Source organism: Vibrio sp. S234-5, assembly GCF_000960595.1.
GTDB lineage: Bacteria > Pseudomonadota > Gammaproteobacteria > Enterobacterales > Vibrionaceae > Vibrio.
In genome coordinates this window covers 17,172-35,685 of the sequence record NZ_JZAM01000275.1, presented here as the reverse complement: position 1 = coordinate 35,685, position 18,514 = coordinate 17,172, and the positions used below count along the sequence as shown (strand labels likewise).

At 50.2% G+C, this 18,514-nt stretch carries 14 protein-coding genes; 8 read left to right on the top strand and 6 right to left on the bottom strand.

What is annotated here, in order from left to right; genetic code table 11:
• Window positions 1-5: 5 nt before the first annotated feature.
• The 5 genes from tyrR to UF06_RS16875 form a co-directional block, all read right to left on the bottom strand.
• Complete coding sequence (gene tyrR, locus UF06_RS16895) at window positions 6-1,544, bottom strand: transcriptional regulator TyrR (RefSeq protein WP_045571475.1); 1,539 nt, start codon at window positions 1,542-1,544, stop codon at window positions 6-8.
• A gap of 86 nt (window positions 1,545-1,630) precedes the next feature.
• A complete protein-coding gene (locus tag UF06_RS16890) occupies window positions 1,631-2,665 on the bottom strand; it encodes a TIGR01620 family protein (protein ID WP_045571474.1) in 1,035 nt (344 codons plus the stop codon).
• Window positions 2,662-4,038, bottom strand: coding sequence for a YcjX family protein (locus UF06_RS16885; RefSeq protein ID WP_045571473.1), 1,377 nt, complete (start codon window positions 4,036-4,038; stop codon window positions 2,662-2,664). Before UF06_RS16885 ends, UF06_RS16890 begins: the two co-directional genes overlap by 4 nt.
• 143 nt (window positions 4,039-4,181) lie before the next feature.
• Window positions 4,182-4,367, bottom strand: coding sequence for a hypothetical protein (locus UF06_RS16880; RefSeq protein ID WP_039425995.1), 186 nt, complete (start codon window positions 4,365-4,367; stop codon window positions 4,182-4,184).
• A gap of 128 nt (window positions 4,368-4,495) precedes the next feature.
• Window positions 4,496-6,019: a fumarate hydratase gene (locus UF06_RS16875; protein WP_045571472.1), complete on the bottom strand. Its 1,524-nt coding sequence runs from the start codon at window positions 6,017-6,019 to the stop codon at window positions 4,496-4,498.
• Window positions 6,020-6,218: 199 nt separating this feature from the next.
• On the opposite strand from UF06_RS16875, the gene pabB reads away from it, so the two are divergent.
• From pabB to UF06_RS16840, 7 genes are all read left to right on the top strand, one after another.
• On the top strand, window positions 6,219-7,583 hold the full coding sequence (gene pabB, locus UF06_RS16870; RefSeq protein WP_226972120.1) for an aminodeoxychorismate synthase component 1: 1,365 nt from the start codon (window positions 6,219-6,221) through the stop codon (window positions 7,581-7,583).
• 43 nt (window positions 7,584-7,626) lie between these two features.
• A complete protein-coding gene (locus UF06_RS16865; protein ID WP_082069747.1) occupies window positions 7,627-8,232 on the top strand; it encodes a CoA pyrophosphatase in 606 nt (201 codons plus the stop codon).
• Window positions 8,233-8,519: 287 nt separating this feature from the next.
• The gene (locus UF06_RS16860; protein ID WP_045571469.1) at window positions 8,520-9,773 is read left to right on the top strand and encodes an aromatic amino acid transport family protein; all 1,254 of its coding nucleotides are present in this window, start codon (window positions 8,520-8,522) and stop codon (window positions 9,771-9,773) included.
• Between the two features lie 105 nt (window positions 9,774-9,878).
• Window positions 9,879-11,240 (top strand): L-serine ammonia-lyase, encoded by a 1,362-nt coding sequence (locus UF06_RS16855; protein WP_045571468.1) that lies wholly within the window; start codon window positions 9,879-9,881, stop codon window positions 11,238-11,240.
• Window positions 11,241-11,404: 164 nt separating this feature from the next.
• A complete protein-coding gene (locus UF06_RS16850) occupies window positions 11,405-12,592 on the top strand; it encodes an efflux RND transporter periplasmic adaptor subunit (RefSeq protein WP_045571467.1) in 1,188 nt (395 codons plus the stop codon).
• Window positions 12,592-14,550, top strand: coding sequence for a MacB family efflux pump subunit (locus UF06_RS16845; protein WP_045571466.1), 1,959 nt, complete (start codon window positions 12,592-12,594; stop codon window positions 14,548-14,550). Before UF06_RS16850 ends, UF06_RS16845 begins: the two co-directional genes overlap by 1 nt.
• Before the next feature lie 3 nt (window positions 14,551-14,553).
• Window positions 14,554-15,921, top strand: coding sequence for an efflux transporter outer membrane subunit (locus tag UF06_RS16840; RefSeq protein WP_045571610.1), 1,368 nt, complete (start codon window positions 14,554-14,556; stop codon window positions 15,919-15,921).
• 170 nt (window positions 15,922-16,091) lie between these two features.
• Here the strand turns inward: UF06_RS16840 and queD are convergent, their stop codons facing one another.
• Window positions 16,092-16,451, bottom strand: a complete 360-nt coding sequence (gene queD, locus UF06_RS16835; RefSeq protein ID WP_045571465.1) for a 6-carboxytetrahydropterin synthase QueD — start codon at window positions 16,449-16,451, stop codon at window positions 16,092-16,094.
• Window positions 16,452-16,732: 281 nt separating this feature from the next.
• Here queD and UF06_RS16830 point away from each other — a divergent pair, with 281 nt between their 5' ends.
• Window positions 16,733-18,358, top strand: a complete 1,626-nt coding sequence (locus tag UF06_RS16830) for a methyl-accepting chemotaxis protein (protein ID WP_045571464.1) — start codon at window positions 16,733-16,735, stop codon at window positions 18,356-18,358.
• Window positions 18,359-18,514 lie beyond the last annotated feature (156 nt).

The following is an 18,514-nucleotide window of genomic DNA, read 5'->3' as shown; positions in this document are numbered from 1 at the left end:
CATGGTTAATTTTTTCTTATTCCGTAATCCCTGAGTTTGTTGGCAATCGAGGTGTGTGACACATTCAGCCGTTTTGCCAGTTTGCGACTGGATGGGAATGATTGATAGAGACGCTCAAGCACCTGAGCTTCGTAATCGCGCATAATGTCATCAAGAGAGCCATCTAAGTTCAGTTGTGTCGCCGTCCCTGCCACCGTTTGCGGCTGAGGTAAGTGGAAATATTCCGCTTTCAGCTCTTCCTCTTCCATTTCGGTCAACGCACGCAGCACCATGTTATCCAATTGGCGCATATTGCCAGGCCACTGATAAGCCATCAGCTCATCCAATAGCCCCTCTTCATAGCTCGGCTTGCGAATGGCCAGCTTCTGCGCATGTTTGGCGACAAACAGATCCAGCAGAGCAGCAATGTCATTCGAACGGCTACGCAAAGGCGGAATGGTCAAGGTGAGGACATTCAGCCGATAGAAGAGATCTTCACGAAACGAACCTGCTTCGGCTAACGCTGATAATTGATGCTTGGTTGAGGCGATGATGCGTACATCCACATGCATTTCATCTTCGGCGCCAACGCGGCGAAAGTTGCCATCTTGCAAAAAGCGCAGCAGCTTGATTTGCAAGTGAGGGCTCATCTCACCAATTTCATCTAAAAAGACCGTACCACCGTTGGCTTGCTCGAAAATGCCTTTGTGCCCTTGTTGGTGGTTAAACGAGCCCGGAGCGTGACCGAAGAGTTCGGTTTCTGCGACATCATCGGGCATCGAAGCGCAACTGAGCACGAGAAATGGCTTGCCTGCGCGATTGGAACGGTTGTGGCACGCTTTCGCCAGCATCTCTTTGCCCGTGCCTGTTTCGCCTTCAATCAGCAGTGGCTGATCGAGCATGGCTAACTTTTTCGCTTGGCTGATGAGCGCTTTATGACGATTGGACACACCGACAAAATGTTCAAATCCAAGCTCATTATGCAGCGGTAGCGTATCACCGACGACGTTGTTCGCTTTGACACTACGGATCATCACGACCGTACTGGCGAAGGTAGACTCTTTGGCTTCATCTTGAATATACACTGGCATAAATTCCAGCATGTAATCCAAGCCATCAATCACCATGTTTTCCCGCTGTCGGTTGCCTTCCGACCAACGACTGAATTTGAGATTGGGCAGCAAAGTGCTGATGGGGGCACCGATCACCTCTTTTTCGCTTTTGCCAATCAGCGCCAGAGCCGCTCGGTTGGCCATATCGACCGCACCTTTGACATCCATCGCCAGCACAGGATCGGGCAGATTGTTGACCAGTGAGATCAGTTCCGTGTTGTGCCGTTCCATCGGCATAAACTGGATCTTCCGCACGTCTTTCACACCAGAAATGCGACGAATCTCGGCCATAAGCAAGCTGAAAGTATCAAAATCGATGTCGGGACAATTGAGGTAGATGATGCCGCTGATATCAATTTCGATCCCCCGCAGGTCGATGTTTTTTGATACCAGAATATCAAGCAGCTCTCGGGTTAGGCCGAGTCTGTCTTCGCAAAAGACTTCAAGACGCACAGATTATCCTAATTCATACTGTCACGAAAAGTTGACAGTAGTTTCTACCAAGCTTGGTCTACCGTCAAGCTAACCATAAAGAAAGCTTAAGGTTTGAGAGCGAGAGAAGCGACTTTAGTGATGATTTCCTTGCGAATCGCCGAGAGTTTCACTTGCGTCTGCGGCTGCCACGGAATGGGCCGCAGCAGCGCCATCGCTTTTAAGCCAAGCCTTGCGGTCAAAATGCCCACACCGACGCCTTGCCCAGCACGCGCAGATAGCTTACCCGCAAGATCCATCGACATCAGATCGACGCCTGCATCAATCGCCAACTCGCTTGCCCCAGCTAAAGCCATGTTTGCCAGCACGAGACGCAGAAGCTGGATGCGAGAGGCGTAGCCCAACTCCACACCATACACTTGCGACAAGTTATCAATCATCTTGAAATTGCGCCAAGCCACCAGCAGCATGTCAGCTAAAGCCAAAGGGCTAATCGCCACCAACGCCGCCGATTCGGTGGCGTGACGCGAGACCAGCTGCATTGCCAACTTGTCTTGCTGGGTAACGACCATCGCATCGTACATCTGCACCACTTCGGCATCACTGTGAGTGGGGTTAACGCTGTTGCGCCAACGATCGTATGCAGGGTTTTCAGCGGGGATACCACTTTGCCGTGCCATATCCTGACAAAACGCTTTACCCTTGCCCACACCGTCACTGGAGAGCAGTTGCTCGGCTTGCTGTTGCGAACTAAAAAGGTGGCGCAATTTGCGCAGCTTCCATAGCTCTTTCGCTATCGCAGACAACCCAAGCCCGGCCAGTAAGGAGAGAAATGCTGACCAGCCTAAGGTAAGCCAATCCCCCGCTTGCAGTGCCGTCAGCAGCGTATCCACCGCCTGCCAGCCCACCAAGCCAGCGAAGGCACTAAATAGCCCGCCAAACCACCAGCGACGCGACGATGACGGACGGATAACCTCGGCCAATTGCAATTCAGCCGATTGCTCTTCTTGCGCCGTTTCATTGGCGGCAGGAACAAATGTTTCTGCCGCGGTAAACTGTTGCTGCGCAGTTAGCTCGGGCTGCTGAGGATCAGCAGAAAAGCGGGTTTGCTCAAAAACGTGTTTGGGTTTGAAATCACTCATTGCAGTTTATCTCCCAGCAAAAACTCTAACGCTTTGTCGAGGCGAATATGTGGTAGCGGCTCTTGCCAATCGGCAGACAGAGGACGAAAAGCGGTGAAATCAAAGCCACTGCGCTGCCAAAAATCGCCATCAGGGATCTTCTTTGGCACTTCACCCGGAAACAGCGTCAGCGAACGTCCATCCAGAGTGTGACCTTGAATGGCGGGCACACTTTCACTGCCATTGGCGATGAAACCCGCCTGCGTGGCACGCACCGACGCCATGGAAATACAGCTGATCTCGATGTTTTCATAAGCGGCGGTTTGCCAAGCTGGATGCACCATCTGTTGCAGCAAAGAGACTAAATTTGCATGTTGATCCGGCGTTATGTGGTCTGTTTTGGTGGCGGCAAACAGCACTTTGTCGATTTTGGGGGCAAAAAGACGTTTGAGCAGCCCACTTCTACCATAGCGGAAACTCTTCATGATCTGCTCAAGTGCCTCGCGCATGTCATAAAACGACTCACTCCCCGCGTTGAGCGGCTGCAGGCAATCCACCAGCACAATTTGGCGATCAAAGGTGGCAAAATAGTGCTTGTAAAAGCCTTTGACGACTTTCTGCTGATACTCTTGGTAGCGCTTTTTCAACATATCTATGTTGCTATTTTTCTTCACCTCGGCTGCTGCGTCGAAACGGCAAGGGAAAAACTGCAGCACAGGTGCGCCAGCCAGTTCACCCGGTAAAACAAAGCGTCCCGGTTGCACCCAATGTAACCCAGCCTCTTTGCAACGGTGCAAATAATCGGTGTAGCTTTCGGAGAGTTGCTGCAACTGTTTCTCATTGACGTCGCCCTCAAGATCGAGCTCCGCCAACTTATTTAGCCAATCTTGCGCCAGTTTAGCACGTTGCCCTTTTAAAGCGGCAAATTGACTGTTTGACCAAGCGTTAAAGTCCAGCTCAAGCAGAGGCAAGTCCAACAACCATTCACCGGGGTAATCGATAATGTCGAGATGTAAGACCGAGGTTTTACCGAGTAATTTCCGGCTGCGTTTTTGTGGGCGATATTTGATCGCTAAGCGAATTTCGCTCACATCCCGCGTAGGCTGCGGCCACTGCGGCGTCGCTTGACAAATGTGCTCCATCGCTTCGTCATAGGCGAATCTGGGCACCATCATGTTACTTTGTGGCTCGCGCCTTGCGCCAATCAGGCGTTTGTCTTGAGCGCAACTCAGCAAAGGTAAATTGTCGTGAGTCGAGGTGTGCAGCAGTTGATTGACTAAGGACGTGATAAACGCCGTTTTGCCAGCACGCGACAAGCCTGTCACGGCGACGCGCAAATGTGAATCCAAGCTGCGATGGATGAGGTCATTCACTTCGCGGGTAATGTTCTTCATTTTTTCTTTAGCTCCTCGCGATTAGCCGTGGCTTTACGCCGATTAAAATCTGATTGCGCACCATAACGTTATCAATATTAATCGCAAATGAACAAAAAAGCCTCTGATAAAAATCAGAGGCTTACAGGGACAATCACGAAGATTTAGTCGTCTTCGATCAGTTTGTAGATAACAAACAGAGCAATTTCTAAGATCAGCCACAGTACGCAAGTGACGGTAACGTATTTGTCGTTAAAGATGCTGATGCCATTAAGAATCAGATCGTAACCGATCAAACCACCGACAACGACAGCCAAAATGATTTGTAGAATTTGAATAAAACGAGGCATTGAGCTCTCCTGATCAGATTGTGCGGATATCCAAGCCATATGGAACCCGTTTGCTAGTAAGACAAAGTGCAGCTTGCGCTGCACTTGTGTCAAATAGGACCCAGTGAAATCAGTCCTTTGTCACATTCTTACTGGTGCAAATCCATTTCCTGAATTTTCACTTTCCAAGTATCTGGACCGATTTGGTGCGCATTGGCACCACTTGAATCAACCGCCACGGTGACAGGCATGTCTTGTACGTCAAACTCGTAAATCGCTTCCATGCCAAGATCTTCAAACGCAACCACACGCGCTTTCTTGATTGCTTTCGCCACCAAATAAGCGGCACCGCCCACAGCCATCAAGTATACCGCTTTGTGGTTTTTGATTGATTCAACGGTTGCAGGGCCGCGTTCCGCTTTACCAATCATGCCCATAATGCCCGTTTCATCGAGCATCATGTCGGTGAACTTATCCATACGTGTTGACGTTGTCGGGCCTGCTGGGCCAACCACTTCATCACCCACCGCATCCACCGGGCCAACGTAGTAGATAAACTTACCTTTGAGATCAACCCCTTCAGGTAAACCTTCGCCGTTTTGCAGCATGGTTTGAATGCGTTTGTGCGCAGCATCGCGGCCAGTGAGGATCTTGCCTGACAACAGCAAGGTTTCCCCTGTTTTCCACTGCTGAACCTCTTCTTTAGTTACGGTATCGAGATTGACACGACGCGCACTTGCGCCCGCATCCCAAGTGATGTCTGGCCACTCTTCCAATTTCGGCGGGGTAAGCTCTGCGGGGCCACTGCCATCAAGGGTGAAATGCACGTGACGCGTAGCGGCGCAGTTCGGGATCATGCACACAGGCTTAGACGCAGCGTGTGTTGGCGCGGTTTTGATTTTTACGTCCACGACCGTGGTCAAACCGCCAAGACCTTGCGCGCCAATACCCAAGCGGTTCACACGGTTGAAAATATCCAAACGCAGATCTTCTTCGGCATTTTGTGGGCCACGCTCAATCAGTTCTTGAATGTCGATGTGCTCCATTAAGGATTCTTTTGCCAGTACCGCCGCTTTCTCAGCCGTACCGCCAATACCAATACCCAGCATGCCCGGTGGGCACCAACCCGCGCCCATCAGCGGCAAGGTTTTCTCCACCCACTCCGCAATATCATCAGATGGGTTGAGCATCACCATCTTGGTTTTGTTCTCAGAGCCACCGCCTTTGGCCGCGATTTGAATCTCGACTTTATCACCCGGAACCATATTGATATGCACGACCGCTGGAGTGTTATCTTTGGTGTTGATACGCTTTCCTGCTGGATCCATCAGCACCGACGCACGCAATGGGTTGTCTGGGTTGGTGTAGGCTTGACGCACGCCTTCATCGACCATCTGCTGTACCGTCATTTCAGTGGAATCCCACTGCACACCCATGCCAATGTTAACAAAACAGGTCACGATACCCGTGTCCTGACAGATAGGACGCTTGCCTTCCGCCGACATACGTGAGTTGATCAGAATTTGCGCAATCGCGTCTTTCGCGGCTTGGCTTTGTTCACGGTGATAGGCTTTTTCAAGGGCTTGAACGAAATCGAGAGGGTGGTAGTAAGAGATGTATTGGAGTGCGTCAGCGACACTGCTGATCACGTCCTGCGTGCGAATTACTGTCATTGCATGCCTCGTTATAGTTATGCTTCCGTATAACTTATTTAGTGTTCAGCACAAGTTGAGCGGAAAATCGAACAAAATCAATCCGACTTAGTGTTTCATGCTGAGCGAACTAAGTAAGCGAAATTATTTCGTTTTATGATACCCTTGCTTTCCATCACACGCTATGCAGCAATCAAACTCTTTGTCACAAATTAAACAAATGAACAACAGCGATATCAATACCATTGCGGTCAAAGCATTAAGCTATCAATCCGATCTAGCTCAGTCATTATTTTCGCCGATTCAACATCTCCCTTGGGCGATGCTATTGCGTTCTGCGTCCAAGACGCACATGGATAGCCGCTTTGATATTTTGGTCGCCAATCCGCTGGCCACGTTGCAGACCGAAGGGCCACAAACCGTCGTCCGCATTGGTGGCGAAACTCGCTACTATGAAGACGATCCCTTTGCACTGCTGGACCGCTACCAAAATAAGTTATTACCTGCGCTGAGCTTTGACGCAGACTTGCCGTTTGTCGGCGGAGCGCTTGGCTATTTTAGCTATGATCTTGGTCGGCGCATTGAGCAGATGCCGACACTGGCCAGCCAAGATATCACCGCCCCCGACATGGCGGTTGGTCTCTACTCTTGGGCGCTGGTGGTGGATCATCAAACTCAAACGGCTCAACTGGTTGGTGTCAATCCGCAGGCCGCTTGGCAATGGCTCAATGAACAAAGCGCAGCAAAGCAAACGCCGTTTGCCTTGCGCTCTGCATGGCTCTCCAATATGAGCCGTGAGCAGTACCGCTCCAAGTTTGAGCAAGTACAACAGTACTTGCTCAGTGGCGATTGCTACCAGATCAATCTCGCACAACGTTTTTGCGCCGAGTATCAAGGCAGTGAGTGGCAGGCTTATCAAAAACTGGAAAAGAGCAACCAGGCGCCCTTTTCTGCGTTTATTCGTTTGCAGCATGCCGCAATCCTAAGTGTCTCTCCTGAGCGCTTTTTGCAGCTAAAAGAGAATGTGATTGAGACCAAACCGATCAAAGGTACTCGTCCGCGCAGCCTCGATGCAACGCAAGATAAACTAGCCGCACAGGAGCTCGCCAGCGCAGAAAAAGATCAGGCAGAGAACCTGATGATTGTCGATCTTCTGCGCAACGACATCGGCCGAGTGGCGCAACCTGGCAGCGTGCATGTGCCTAAGCTCTTTGACATTGAGAGCTTTCCTGCGGTGCATCATTTAGTGAGCACGATCCGCGCCAAGCTCAATTCGCCCTACACGGCCGCCGATTTACTGCGTGCCTGTTTCCCCGGCGGTTCCATCACTGGCGCGCCCAAAATTCGTGCTATGGAGATCATCGAGGAACTGGAGCCGCATCGTCGCAGTGCCTATTGCGGCAGCATTGGCTATCTCAGCCGTCATGGGCACATGGATACCAGCATCACCATTCGCACTTTAGTGGCCGAGCAAGGCAAATTGTACGCATGGGCGGGCGGCGGCGTGGTGGCAGACAGCCAATGTGAGGCGGAATATCAGGAGACACTCGACAAACTTGGAAAAATACTGCCAATATTAGAGTAACTTCCGCCAACTTTTCATCGAACGATTGCCACGAGGTGCGACTTTGCTTGAGCTAAATAGAGACACACTACTGCAAAAGTTTCAGTTGCACCTTCCGGTTGGTTACCATGCCGAAAGCTTGGGCCGCATGGCCCATCTCAATCCCACTCAGCTGAGAAAAGCCGCGGTATTGGTCGGTTTTGTCGAGCGTAGCCATGGGCTGAATGTGATCCTCACTAAACGCGCTTCGCACCTCAAACATCACCCAGGGCAAATCAGCTTTCCCGGCGGGAAATTTGAACCCGACGATTCGTCGTTAGTGGCAACCGCGCTCAGAGAGACATTTGAAGAGGTGGGCATTACACCATCACAGATCTCCGTATTCGGCCAGATGCCCGAACTGGTAACGGTTAGCCGCTATAAAGTGACCCCAATCTTGGCTTTTGTCGCCGCTGATTACCAAACGCGCATCGACAGAAACGAGGTCGAGGAGGTGTTTGAAGTGCCTGTGCGCCATCTTCTTGATCGCCAGCAGTTGAGAAGCGCCAAATTTCGAGTCAATCAGTCGCATCATCGCGTGTTCGCCATTCCCTACCAGCATCATTTCATCTGGGGAATGACGGCGCAAATCATTCACGCCATGCAGCAGCAACTGGTGAAATTAAGCTAGCCGAAATTACTTCAGCTAATCTTGTTGCCTTAATTTATCTCATGAAAAAATAAAGCAAACGTTTAACGTGAGAAAAATTTATACAAACCGCCCTTCGAATAACTTTTTCTAATCGATTGCATTAGCAATAATCAGGTGTAGCACATCATTTTCGTGATAAAAAACCGGTTTTTGACATATCATTCAATAAGCCCAACCAATACATGATTTAGATCTACTTTTCTTGCAAGAAAAAATTGCAAAATTGCACCCGACTTATTTCCTGTTCCCAAAAATGAGTATTACAAATGAATACAACCTCTAATACGGCTTCTGCCGTACAATCGTCTAGTAAGTTTACTTACCAAGATTTCACCTGGTGCCTATCACTTTTTGGTACCGCTGTCGGCGCTGGTGTGCTGTTCCTGCCAATTAAAGCAGGCGCAGGCGGCTTCTGGCCATTGGTTATGTTGGCGCTGATCGCCGCACCAATGACTTGGTTCGCGCACAAATCGTTGGCGCGTTTCGTCCTTTCCTCTAAGAACCCTGAAGCAGACATTACAGACACTGTAGAAGAGCATTTCGGTAAGACTGGCGCAAACCTTATTACTTTTGCCTACTTTTTCGCTATCTACCCAATTGTTCTAATTTACGGTGTTGGTATCACTAACACAGTGGATTCTTTCCTCGTCAACCAAATGGGCATGGCTTCTATTCCACGTCCACTGCTATCTGGTGCGTTAATCCTAGCGATGACCGCTGGCGTGGTATTTGGCAAAGAGCTGATGCTCAAAGCGACTTCCGCGATGGTTTATCCGCTGGTTTTTGTTCTGCTGGCACTCTCTTTCTATCTGATCCCAGAGTGGAACACCTCCATGGTGGAAGTGGCACCGGATTGGTCAGCGATGCCGACCGTGGTTTGGCTAGCGATTCCAATCATCGTGTTCTCGTTCAACCACAGCCCGATCATTTCTCAATTTTCTAAAGAGCAGCGCAAACAGTTTGGTGACGAAGCGGTGAAGAAAACCGACTCTATCACTGGCGGCGCGGCGATGATGCTGATGGGCTTTGTGATGTTCTTCGTTTTCTCAGTGGTACTTTCTATGTCTCCTGAGCAACTGGCGTCAGCGAAAGAGCAAAACATTTCGGTGCTTTCTTACCTAGCAAACGTGCACGAGTCTCCGCTGATCTCTTACTTGGGTCCACTAGTGGCGTTTGCAGCGATCACCTCTAGCTACTTCGGCCACTTCCTCGGTGCGCATGAAGGTTTGGTTGGTCTGTTCAAATCTCGTTCAAACGCATCAATCAGCAAGATTGAAAAAGCTTCTCTTGTGTTCATCGTGATCACCACTTGGATTGTCGCGATGGTTAACCCAAGCATCCTTGGTATGATTGAAACTATGGGCGCGCCAATGATTGCCGCTATCCTGTTCTTGATGCCAGTGTTTGCAATGCAGAAGGTGCCTGCAATGGCGAAGTTCAAAACTTCAGCGCCTGTACAGATTTTTACAGTTATCTGTGGTCTTGCGTCTATTACTTCTGTAATCTACGGCGCGCTTTAATCTCACGTTACTACGATCAGAATTACGATGAGAATAAAGAGACAAAAATAACCATAAGACCAAGCCTCCCACTCCCTCGGGAGGCTTACTTTTGAGGTAATCAAAATGATTAGTGTATTTGATATCTACAAGATCGGCGTTGGTCCATCCAGCTCACACACAGTTGGACCAATGAAGGCGGGTAAAGAGTTTATTGATGACCTACGCTCAATGGGAAAATTGCGCGACATCACTAAAATCACCGTTGACGTCTATGGATCATTATCACTGACAGGGAAAGGTCACCACACCGACATCGCTATTATCATGGGGCTTGCTGGCAATACCCCTGAGAAAGTGGATATCGACGCCATTGCGGGCTTTATCGCTCGTGTAGAAGAAACTGAACGCCTGCCTGTTGGTATGCACTGTCATACCGTCTCCTTCCCTCGTGAAGGCGGCATGAACTTCCATCGCACTAACCTCGCGCTGCATGAAAATGGCATGCAGATCCACGCTTGGATTGACGATGAAAAAGTCTACTCGAAAACCTACTACTCGATCGGTGGTGGTTTCATCGTTGACGAGGAGAACTTTGGTAAAGACAGCCAAAGCTCGATCAAAGTCCCTTACCCGTTTACCAGCGCAGAAGAGTTGGTCAATCAGTGTAAAGAGAGCGGCCTGTCGATTAGCGCTCTGGTGATGAAAAACGAACACGCCCTTCACTCTGATGAAAAGACACGCACCTACTTCGCCAACATCTGGCGCACGATGCGCGAGTGTATGGAGCGCGGCATGAATACCGAAGGCATTTTGCCTGGACCACTGCGCGTGCCACGCCGTGCGGCGGCGCTGCGTCAACAACTGCTGACCTCTGAAAAAACCTCCAACGATCCAATGGCGGTGGTTGACTGGGTCAACATGTACGCCTTTGCCGTGAACGAAGAGAATGCGGCGGGTGGCCGTGTCGTCACCGCGCCAACCAACGGCGCGTGCGGTATCATCCCGGCGGTTTTGGCTTACTACGACAAGTTTATCCAAACCGTGACGGAGAAGGATTATATTCGCTACTTCGCTGCGTCTGGCGCAATTGGCGGTCTGTACAAGCGTAACGCTTCGATCTCTGGTGCCGAAGTTGGCTGTCAGGGTGAAGTCGGCGTCGCTTGTTCGATGGCGGCAGCTGGCCTTGCTGAGCTGATGGGCGGTAGCCCTGAGCAAGTCTGTATGGCCGCTGAAATTGCCATGGAGCACAACCTTGGCCTCACCTGTGACCCAGTCGCAGGTCAAGTCCAGGTTCCTTGTATCGAGCGTAACGGCATTGCTGCGGTCAAATCGATCAACTCGACTCGCATGGCTTTGCGCCGTTCATCTGCACCCCGTGTTTCTCTGGACAAGGTTATCGAAACTATGTTGGAAACCGGTAAAGACATGAACGCGAAATACCGTGAGACCTCACAAGGCGGTTTAGCGATCAAAGTGATCTGCTAATTAAGCCTCTTAAAATGAGCGAGCCCGATGTGAAAACGTCGGGCTTTTTGTTTCTGCTTTACTTTTCTTTACTTAGTTTTACCTGCTAACGGCTTGTTTCAATTTGTGATCAGCTTATAAATAGAGCTCACGATTTTTCTACCTCAACGTTGATAAACAAGCCCATGTCAAAAGCCACCCTCAAGAAAAAACTGCTGATATTTCTGGCAATCATCCTGCTCGCCAGCACGGTCGGCTACTTTTTTTATCCGCAACAAGCACCTTTGAGCTTTGCTACCGAAACCGTCCGTCGCGGCAACATAGAACAAACGGTGCTGGCAACTGGCATGCTGCAAGCGTCCAAGTTGGTCGCTGTCGGCGCGCAAGTTTCCGGGCAGATCGAAAAGCTCGCCGTCCAGTTAGGAGACGAACTGAAACAGGATGATCTGGTCGCGCAGATAGACAGCCTGACTCAGCAAAACAGCCTTAAAGAAGCCAATGCAGCACTAAACAGCCTCAATGCACAAATACGCGCCAAACAGGCACAAATCCATCAAGCCCAAGCTGAGTACAATCGGCAAAAAGGCATGCTGGCAGACAACGCCAGTTCACGCTCGGATTACGAAAGCGCCGAAGCGTCGTTAACCATTTATAAAGCAGAGCTGGAGCAACTGAAAGCCGAACTGGAACGCGCCAAAATTAGCGTCGATAACGCCAAACTGGATTTAGGTTACACCACCATTCGCGCCCCATTTGACGGCACCGTTGTTTATAGCGCGGTGGAAGAGGGACAAACGGTCAATGCCAACCAAACCACGCCAACCATTATTGAGCTGGCAAAGCTGGACAACATGACCATCAAAGCACAGATTTCCGAAGCCGATGTGGTCAATGTCCACCCCGGATTACCCGTCTATTTCACCATTCTAGGCAAACCGAACAAGCGCTATCACGGCACTTTGCGTGCGATTGAACCGGGCCCTACGCTAATGGATGGCGACGATAAAGACCTGTCAGTCAGCAACGATGAAGCCATCTACTATCACGGCCTATTTGAGGTTGACAACCCGGATCGCGTTCTGCGTATTGGTATGACAGCGCAAGTATCGGTGGTGCTGGACCAAGCCAACGATGCTTTGTTGGTCCCCTCGCAAGTATTGATTCGACAACCCGGAGCCAAGGATCGTTACCAAGTGCCCGTTTTGGAAAATGGCAAAGAGGTTCTGCGTGATGTCACTGTCGGCATCAACAACAAAGTCAACGCACAAATTACCTCAGGCTTAGAGGAAGGCGAACAAGTGATTCTCGGCATGCCAGGGCAAAGCGCGACCTCATCAGGTCGTCGCATGGGACCACAGGGGATACGCTTCTGATGTCACAGCCATTACTGCAAATTCGCAACGTCTATCGCCGTTTTGCCGCCGGAGAGGAGACCCTGACGGTACTCAACAACATCAACCTGTGCATTGAGCGCGGCGAGATGGTCGCCATTGTGGGCGCTTCCGGCTCAGGAAAGTCGACCTTAATGAACATTTTGGGTTGCCTTGACCAAGCCAGCGAAGGCGAATATTGGATCAATGGACAAAATACGTCGTTGCTCGGCAGCGATGAACTTGCCCGGCTGCGCCGCGAATACTTTGGCTTTATCTTCCAGCGCTATCATCTGCTCGGCGATCTCACCGCACTTGGTAATGTTGAAATCCCTGCCATTTACGCTGGCTATGACAAAAACGCTCGTCAAGAGCGTGCTGCGGCACTGTTAAGTCGCCTTGGCTTATCTGATCGGCTAGATCACAAGCCCAACCAGCTCAGCGGCGGCCAGCAGCAACGAGTTTCCGTCGCCCGCGCTTTAATCAACGGCGGCGATGTGATCCTCGCTGATGAGCCGACAGGTGCATTAGACAGTAAAAGTGGCGAAGAAATGATGCGGCTTTTACAAGAACTGCATCATCTCGGCCACACCATTATCCTTGTCACCCACGACATGCAAGTGGCTGAGCACGCTGATCGCATCATCGAGATCAAAGACGGTGAGATCTTGAGTGACAACGTCACCAAAAAACAACAAATCAGCCAAAATCAAGACACACTGGCGCAAGCAGAGAACGCAACGGCACTTGCTCGCAGCCGCAGGCTATTTGACGATATTTGGGAAGCATTAAAAATGGCGCTGCTGGCGATGTCGAACCACCGTCTACGCACATTTCTCACTATGCTCGGCATCATCATTGGCATTGCGTCTGTGGTCTCTGTGGTCGCACTTGGCAACGGCTCGCAAAAGTCGATCCTCGATAGCATCTCCTCCATGGGTACCAATACCATCGATGTGATACCCGGCAAGGGTTTTGGCGATCGTCGCTCTGGGCGAGTGCGCACCCTCACCGCCGCCGATGCTGATGCCTTAAGTCAGTTGTCTTTTGTTGACAGTGTCACTCCGTCGCTCAATACCTCTGTCACTCTGAAGTATGGCAATCAATCCTTCACCGCATCGGTGCAAGGCGTCGGGCCAGACTATTTTCGCGTGCGAGGCTATGAGCTCAGCCGAGGCCAATTTTGGGATAAGTCCAGTGTCACCACGATGGCGCAAGAGGCGGTGATTGACAGCAACACGCTGAAATCGCTGTTTGCCAATCAAAACCCAGTTGGTGAAGTGATCTTCGCTGGCAATTTGCCTATCCGCATTATTGGCGTCACAAAAGCGAAAGAGAGTGCCTTTGGCAACAGCGATTCTCTTAACATTTGGCTGCCCTACACCACCGTTAGCGCGCGCATGGTTGGTAAGAATTATCTCGACCGCATTTCCGTGCGTGTCAACGATAACACCCCAAGCGATGCCGCTGAACAGGCGATTATCGCCTTACTTAAAATGCGTCACGGCACCCAGGACTTCTTTACCATTAACACCGACACCATTGCGCAAAACATTCAGAAAACCACAGCGACTATGACGCTGCTCATCTCAGCCATCGCGGTGATTTCGCTGATTGTCGGCGGAATTGGCGTCATGAACATCATGCTGGTTTCTGTCACCGAGCGTACCCGCGAAATTGGCGTACGGATGGCGGTTGGCGCGAGGCAAAGCGACATTCTACGTCAATTTTTGATTGAAGCGGTTTTAGTCTGTTTATGCGGCGGTGCGATTGGTATTGGCGTGGCGTATTTGATCGGTGTGCTGTTTGCTACCTTCGGCAGCAGTTTCAGCATGATTTATTCCGCAGCGTCGATTATTTCTGCGTTTGCCTGTTCCACCCTCATTGGCGTTCTGTTTGGCTATTTACCAGCAAAAAATGCCGCGCAGCTCAACCCAATCGATGCCTTGGCACGGGAGTAAATGATGATGAATCCACGTTATTGCACTTTGGCGCTTTCTCTGCTGTTGCTCGGTGGCTGCGCTTCTCGTTCAACCTTGCCAGAACAAAATCTGCACATCCCTGAGCAGTGGCAAACTTACTCTCAGCCATCTAGCGTACTTGTAAGCCATTGGTGGCAGCGTTTTCAAGATCCGCAGCTCGAACAGTGGGTAGAGAAAGTACTCGCTAGCAACAATGATTTAGCCTTGGCCACTTTGACGCTGAAACAAGCAAGGTTACAAGCCGGGCTGGCGGTAAGTGACACTCACCCCGACTTATCAGCCAACCTTGCGGCCAGTCGCAGTCAATCCCTTGAAGGCGGAGACAGTTCGGCAAGCTACCAAGCCAAACTGGGCGTGAGTTATGAGCTGGACTTGTGGGGCAAACTGGCGGCGGCGGAAGATGCCGCGATGTGGACCGCGCTGGCGACACAAGAGGAGCAAGAAGCAACGGCGCAAAGCCTAGTTGCGACCACCGCTCAGCTTTATTGGCAGATTGGCTATTTGAATCAGCGAGTGGTACTTAGCAGCCATGACATTCAGGATGCACAAGAAACGCTTGCGCTAAGTGAAAGTCAGTATCGTCACGGCTCTGTGTCCAAAATTCATGTGCTGGAAGCCAGACGAACTTTAGCGGGTTTAGAAGCGACCCATCGCAACTATTTGCAGCAACGAAGCGAGTCCGTCAATGCTTTCAGCCTGTTGTTCGACCAGCCGCCACAGGATCTGGCAGGGCAGATCCCCGCGTTACCTGAGTCTGCCCTGCCCGAGATCGCTGCTGGCGTGCCAGCCGATGTGCTCGCCCGTCGCCCCGATGTAAAACAAGCGCTGCTAGAGCTTAAGTCCGCCCTCGCAACAAAAGATTACAGTGACAACAGCTACTTTCCTGCGTTGACCTTGACGGGCGCTTTGGGTGGTTCTTCGACGGAACTGCGTAAGTTGCTAAGCGATCCGCTTGGTACGCTTGGGGCCGACCTGACTTTACCGTTTCTCAACTGGAATGAGATGCAGCTCAACCGAGACATTGCAGACGTGAAGTATCAAGCCGCGATCATTGCGTATCGTCAAACCTTGTATGCGGCATTCGCTGACGTGGAAAATGCGCTCTCGGCAAAAGAGAATTACTATTTCCAAGCCGAAAAGTTGCAAAGTCAGTATGACAATGCCGCCGAAGTGGCGCGAATTTATCGCAGCCAATACCAATATGGGGCGATTGATATCGCGACGCTACTCGATGCTCAAGAGAACGAGCGCAGCGCTAAGGCTTCCGTGCTGGAAAACCGTTACAACCAATTGGTCAATCTCGCCACGCTCTACCAAAGTTTGGGCGGCGCGGATCTCACCAAGGAGTAGAGTTTCTCGACGTTTCAGGGCTTTTGGCTTAAATAGGCACACGCCATTACCCAAAAGTACTTAAACTTCATTAACTTGAAATATCAACACTGTCTGCTAGCAGTAAGCTCTGAGTGAATTGATAAAAAGGCCTAGCAAATCGCTAGGCCTTTTCTATCAACGCTTTCTAACTATTCTGAGTAGATACAACCTGCGGTACAGGTTTCTTTAATCTCGACTTTACTCAGCAGTGGTAGAGATGGTTTGAGCTGCTGCCAAATCCATTTTGCCAACACTTCGCTGGTCGGGTTTTCCAACCCTTCAATGTCGTTTAAGTAGTAGTGATCCAAGCGCTCATAAATGGGTTTAAATGCCGCTTTGATCTCAGCAAAGTCAACCACCCAACCTGTATGCGGATCCACTTCACCTTCCACATACAAGCGAACTAAGAATGAATGGCCATGCAAACGACCACATTTATGACCTTCTGGAACATGCGGAAGGTGATGGGCAGCTTCAAACATGAATTCTTTGTACAATTCGGTTCTCATCGTAATTCTCGGGCTTTCAAAAGAGACGCAATACTAAGGATTTCTTGCCTATCAGACAAGACATACCGCTGAGTTTGGTTAAAGCAGTAATAAGCTATTGTTCCAACAAAATGCTATGGTGCTCACATAGTGTCAAATAACACACACAGCCAATAAAGCATTCACATCACATTTACAATAACCACACTTTGTATGGCATCACATTCGTACAATCTCACATTCGCGACATTTTCTAATCCCTTCTAAACTAACAGAGTCTTATCCATACATAATTAAAACCTATGCGCTCAACCATTACGTTTAAACTTCTGATAGCTCTAATTACGGTTTTTAGCTGCGTACTTGCTGTGTCTACTCTGTATCAATACTATCAGCAGAAACTGCTGATAAATTCTGTCTTGAGCGAACAACTGCACGATAAAGCCAGTAACTATTTTGACAGCCTCAACATGATGATGCTGACAGGCACCATGGCACAAAAAGAGACGTTACGGCAAAAAGCCTTGGCACAAGAAGGCATAGAGCAAGTCAAAGTGCTGCGCTCAGACGCCGTCAGCAAGCTGTATGGGCCGGGAAACGCCAATGAGAAGCCCACCGATGAGATTGATGCGCGGGCTTTGGCGGGCGAATTGGTGATAGAGCCGATTGAAGCCAGTTGGGGACAAGGCATTGTGGTGGCGCTGCCGATGAAATCCAGTGAAAACTATCGAGGTACCAACTGCGTTGCCTGTCACATGGCACCGGAAGGTGAGGTGTTAGGTGCAATCCGGTTGGAATACAACTTAAGCCATGTTAATTCGTTGATTAACAAGCAAGCGCTTTTTGCTATGGCAATTATGTCTTCGATCGCTTTCGTCGGCTTTTTGATTACCATGAGCCTTATCCGACGCATCATAGTGCGCCCTATTCAATTCACCTCTCAATTTATGACCAAAGTCAGTGAAAGCAAAGATCTCTCACAGCGACTAGACACCAAACAAAACGATGAAGTGGGCTTGCTGGCCACATCAATTAACTCCTTCATGGAAACCGTCACAGACAGTCTGCATAAAGTCCAAGAGACCTCCCATTCGTTAGCTGACTCAGCCAACCGCTTGACGCGGGTCGCGCAGACCACCGACGATGCGGTTAACAACCAGCAACGCGAAACCACCGCTGTACAATCGGCGATTGAAGGCGTTCAGCAGCAGCAATCGGAAGTCGAACAAGCGACCGTCAACACGACCAAACTGGTCAACCACACTGTGGATGTCGCGAGCAACAGTGCGTCATTAGCGCACAACGCCAGTGAAGATATTAAGAACTTGGTGGGTGATATTGATAAAGTGCGCGATCGCATCACCCAACTCAACGCGCAAACCGATGAAGTGTCTTCTATTTTGAGCGTCATTCACGGCATTGCTGATCAAACCAACTTGCTGGCACTCAACGCGGCGATTGAAGCGGCGCGTGCGGGTGAGCAAGGGCGTGGATTCGCGGTGGTGGCCGATGAGGTGCGTAATCTCGCCTCTCGCACTTCTGAAGCCACTGGCAACATCGGCGCGATTATCACCAACTTCCAACAAGGCAGCTCTGAATCGCTGCAAGCGGTGGCGAAAGTGTCGGAGCATGCGCATCAACGCTCATTGGAAGTCGAAGCACTGTCCGATACCATCCGCAACATGGTGGAAGAGATGCACCAAGTGCTCGAACACGCCAAACATATCCAAATGCAAACTGAATCGGCAGGCGCAAGTTGCATGTCGGTGCAGACGACGGTCGATACCATCGCTAGACACGCAGACGACACCTCGCGATCGGCGACTGAAACAAGAAACATCAGTATCGAACTTGAGCAACTGTCTGAGCGTTTAGAGCTTCTGCTCAACCAATTCTCCTTAACAGAGAGCAAAGTCAGAGCAAAATAGCTAATTTCTTTGTTGGAATGAACATTAAAGGTTGATGCTGACGATTTGACAGGTAATATGTTTCGTTGAATCTGTAAAATTCTACCCAACCCAATGTTTCGCTTAATCTTTGAACAACTAAGCAAAACATTGGGTTGAATGTTTACCTCAATGGAG

Bases quoted from the DNA above. Each gene is read 5' to 3' on its own strand.
- UF06_RS16840 (WP_045571610.1), top strand. From the start codon at position 14,554: ATGATGAATCCACGTTATTGCACTTTGGCGCTTTCTCTGCTGTTGCTC.
- UF06_RS16845 (WP_045571466.1), top strand. From the start codon at position 12,592: ATGTCACAGCCATTACTGCAAATTCGCAACGTCTATCGCCGTTTTGCC.
- UF06_RS16890 (WP_045571474.1), bottom strand. From the start codon at position 2,665: ATGAGTGATTTCAAACCCAAACACGTTTTTGAGCAAACCCGCTTTTCT.
- UF06_RS16850 (WP_045571467.1), top strand. From the start codon at position 11,405: ATGTCAAAAGCCACCCTCAAGAAAAAACTGCTGATATTTCTGGCAATC.
- UF06_RS16885 (WP_045571473.1), bottom strand. From the start codon at position 4,038: ATGAAGAACATTACCCGCGAAGTGAATGACCTCATCCATCGCAGCTTG.
- UF06_RS16880 (WP_039425995.1), bottom strand. From the start codon at position 4,367: ATGCCTCGTTTTATTCAAATTCTACAAATCATTTTGGCTGTCGTTGTC.
- UF06_RS16830 (WP_045571464.1), top strand. From the start codon at position 16,733: ATGCGCTCAACCATTACGTTTAAACTTCTGATAGCTCTAATTACGGTT.
- UF06_RS16875 (WP_045571472.1), bottom strand. From the start codon at position 6,019: ATGACAGTAATTCGCACGCAGGACGTGATCAGCAGTGTCGCTGACGCA.
- queD (WP_045571465.1), bottom strand. From the start codon at position 16,451: ATGAGAACCGAATTGTACAAAGAATTCATGTTTGAAGCTGCCCATCAC.
- UF06_RS16855 (WP_045571468.1), top strand. From the start codon at position 9,879: ATGATTAGTGTATTTGATATCTACAAGATCGGCGTTGGTCCATCCAGC.
- UF06_RS16860 (WP_045571469.1), top strand. From the start codon at position 8,520: ATGAATACAACCTCTAATACGGCTTCTGCCGTACAATCGTCTAGTAAG.
- pabB (WP_226972120.1), top strand. From the start codon at position 6,219: ATGAACAACAGCGATATCAATACCATTGCGGTCAAAGCATTAAGCTAT.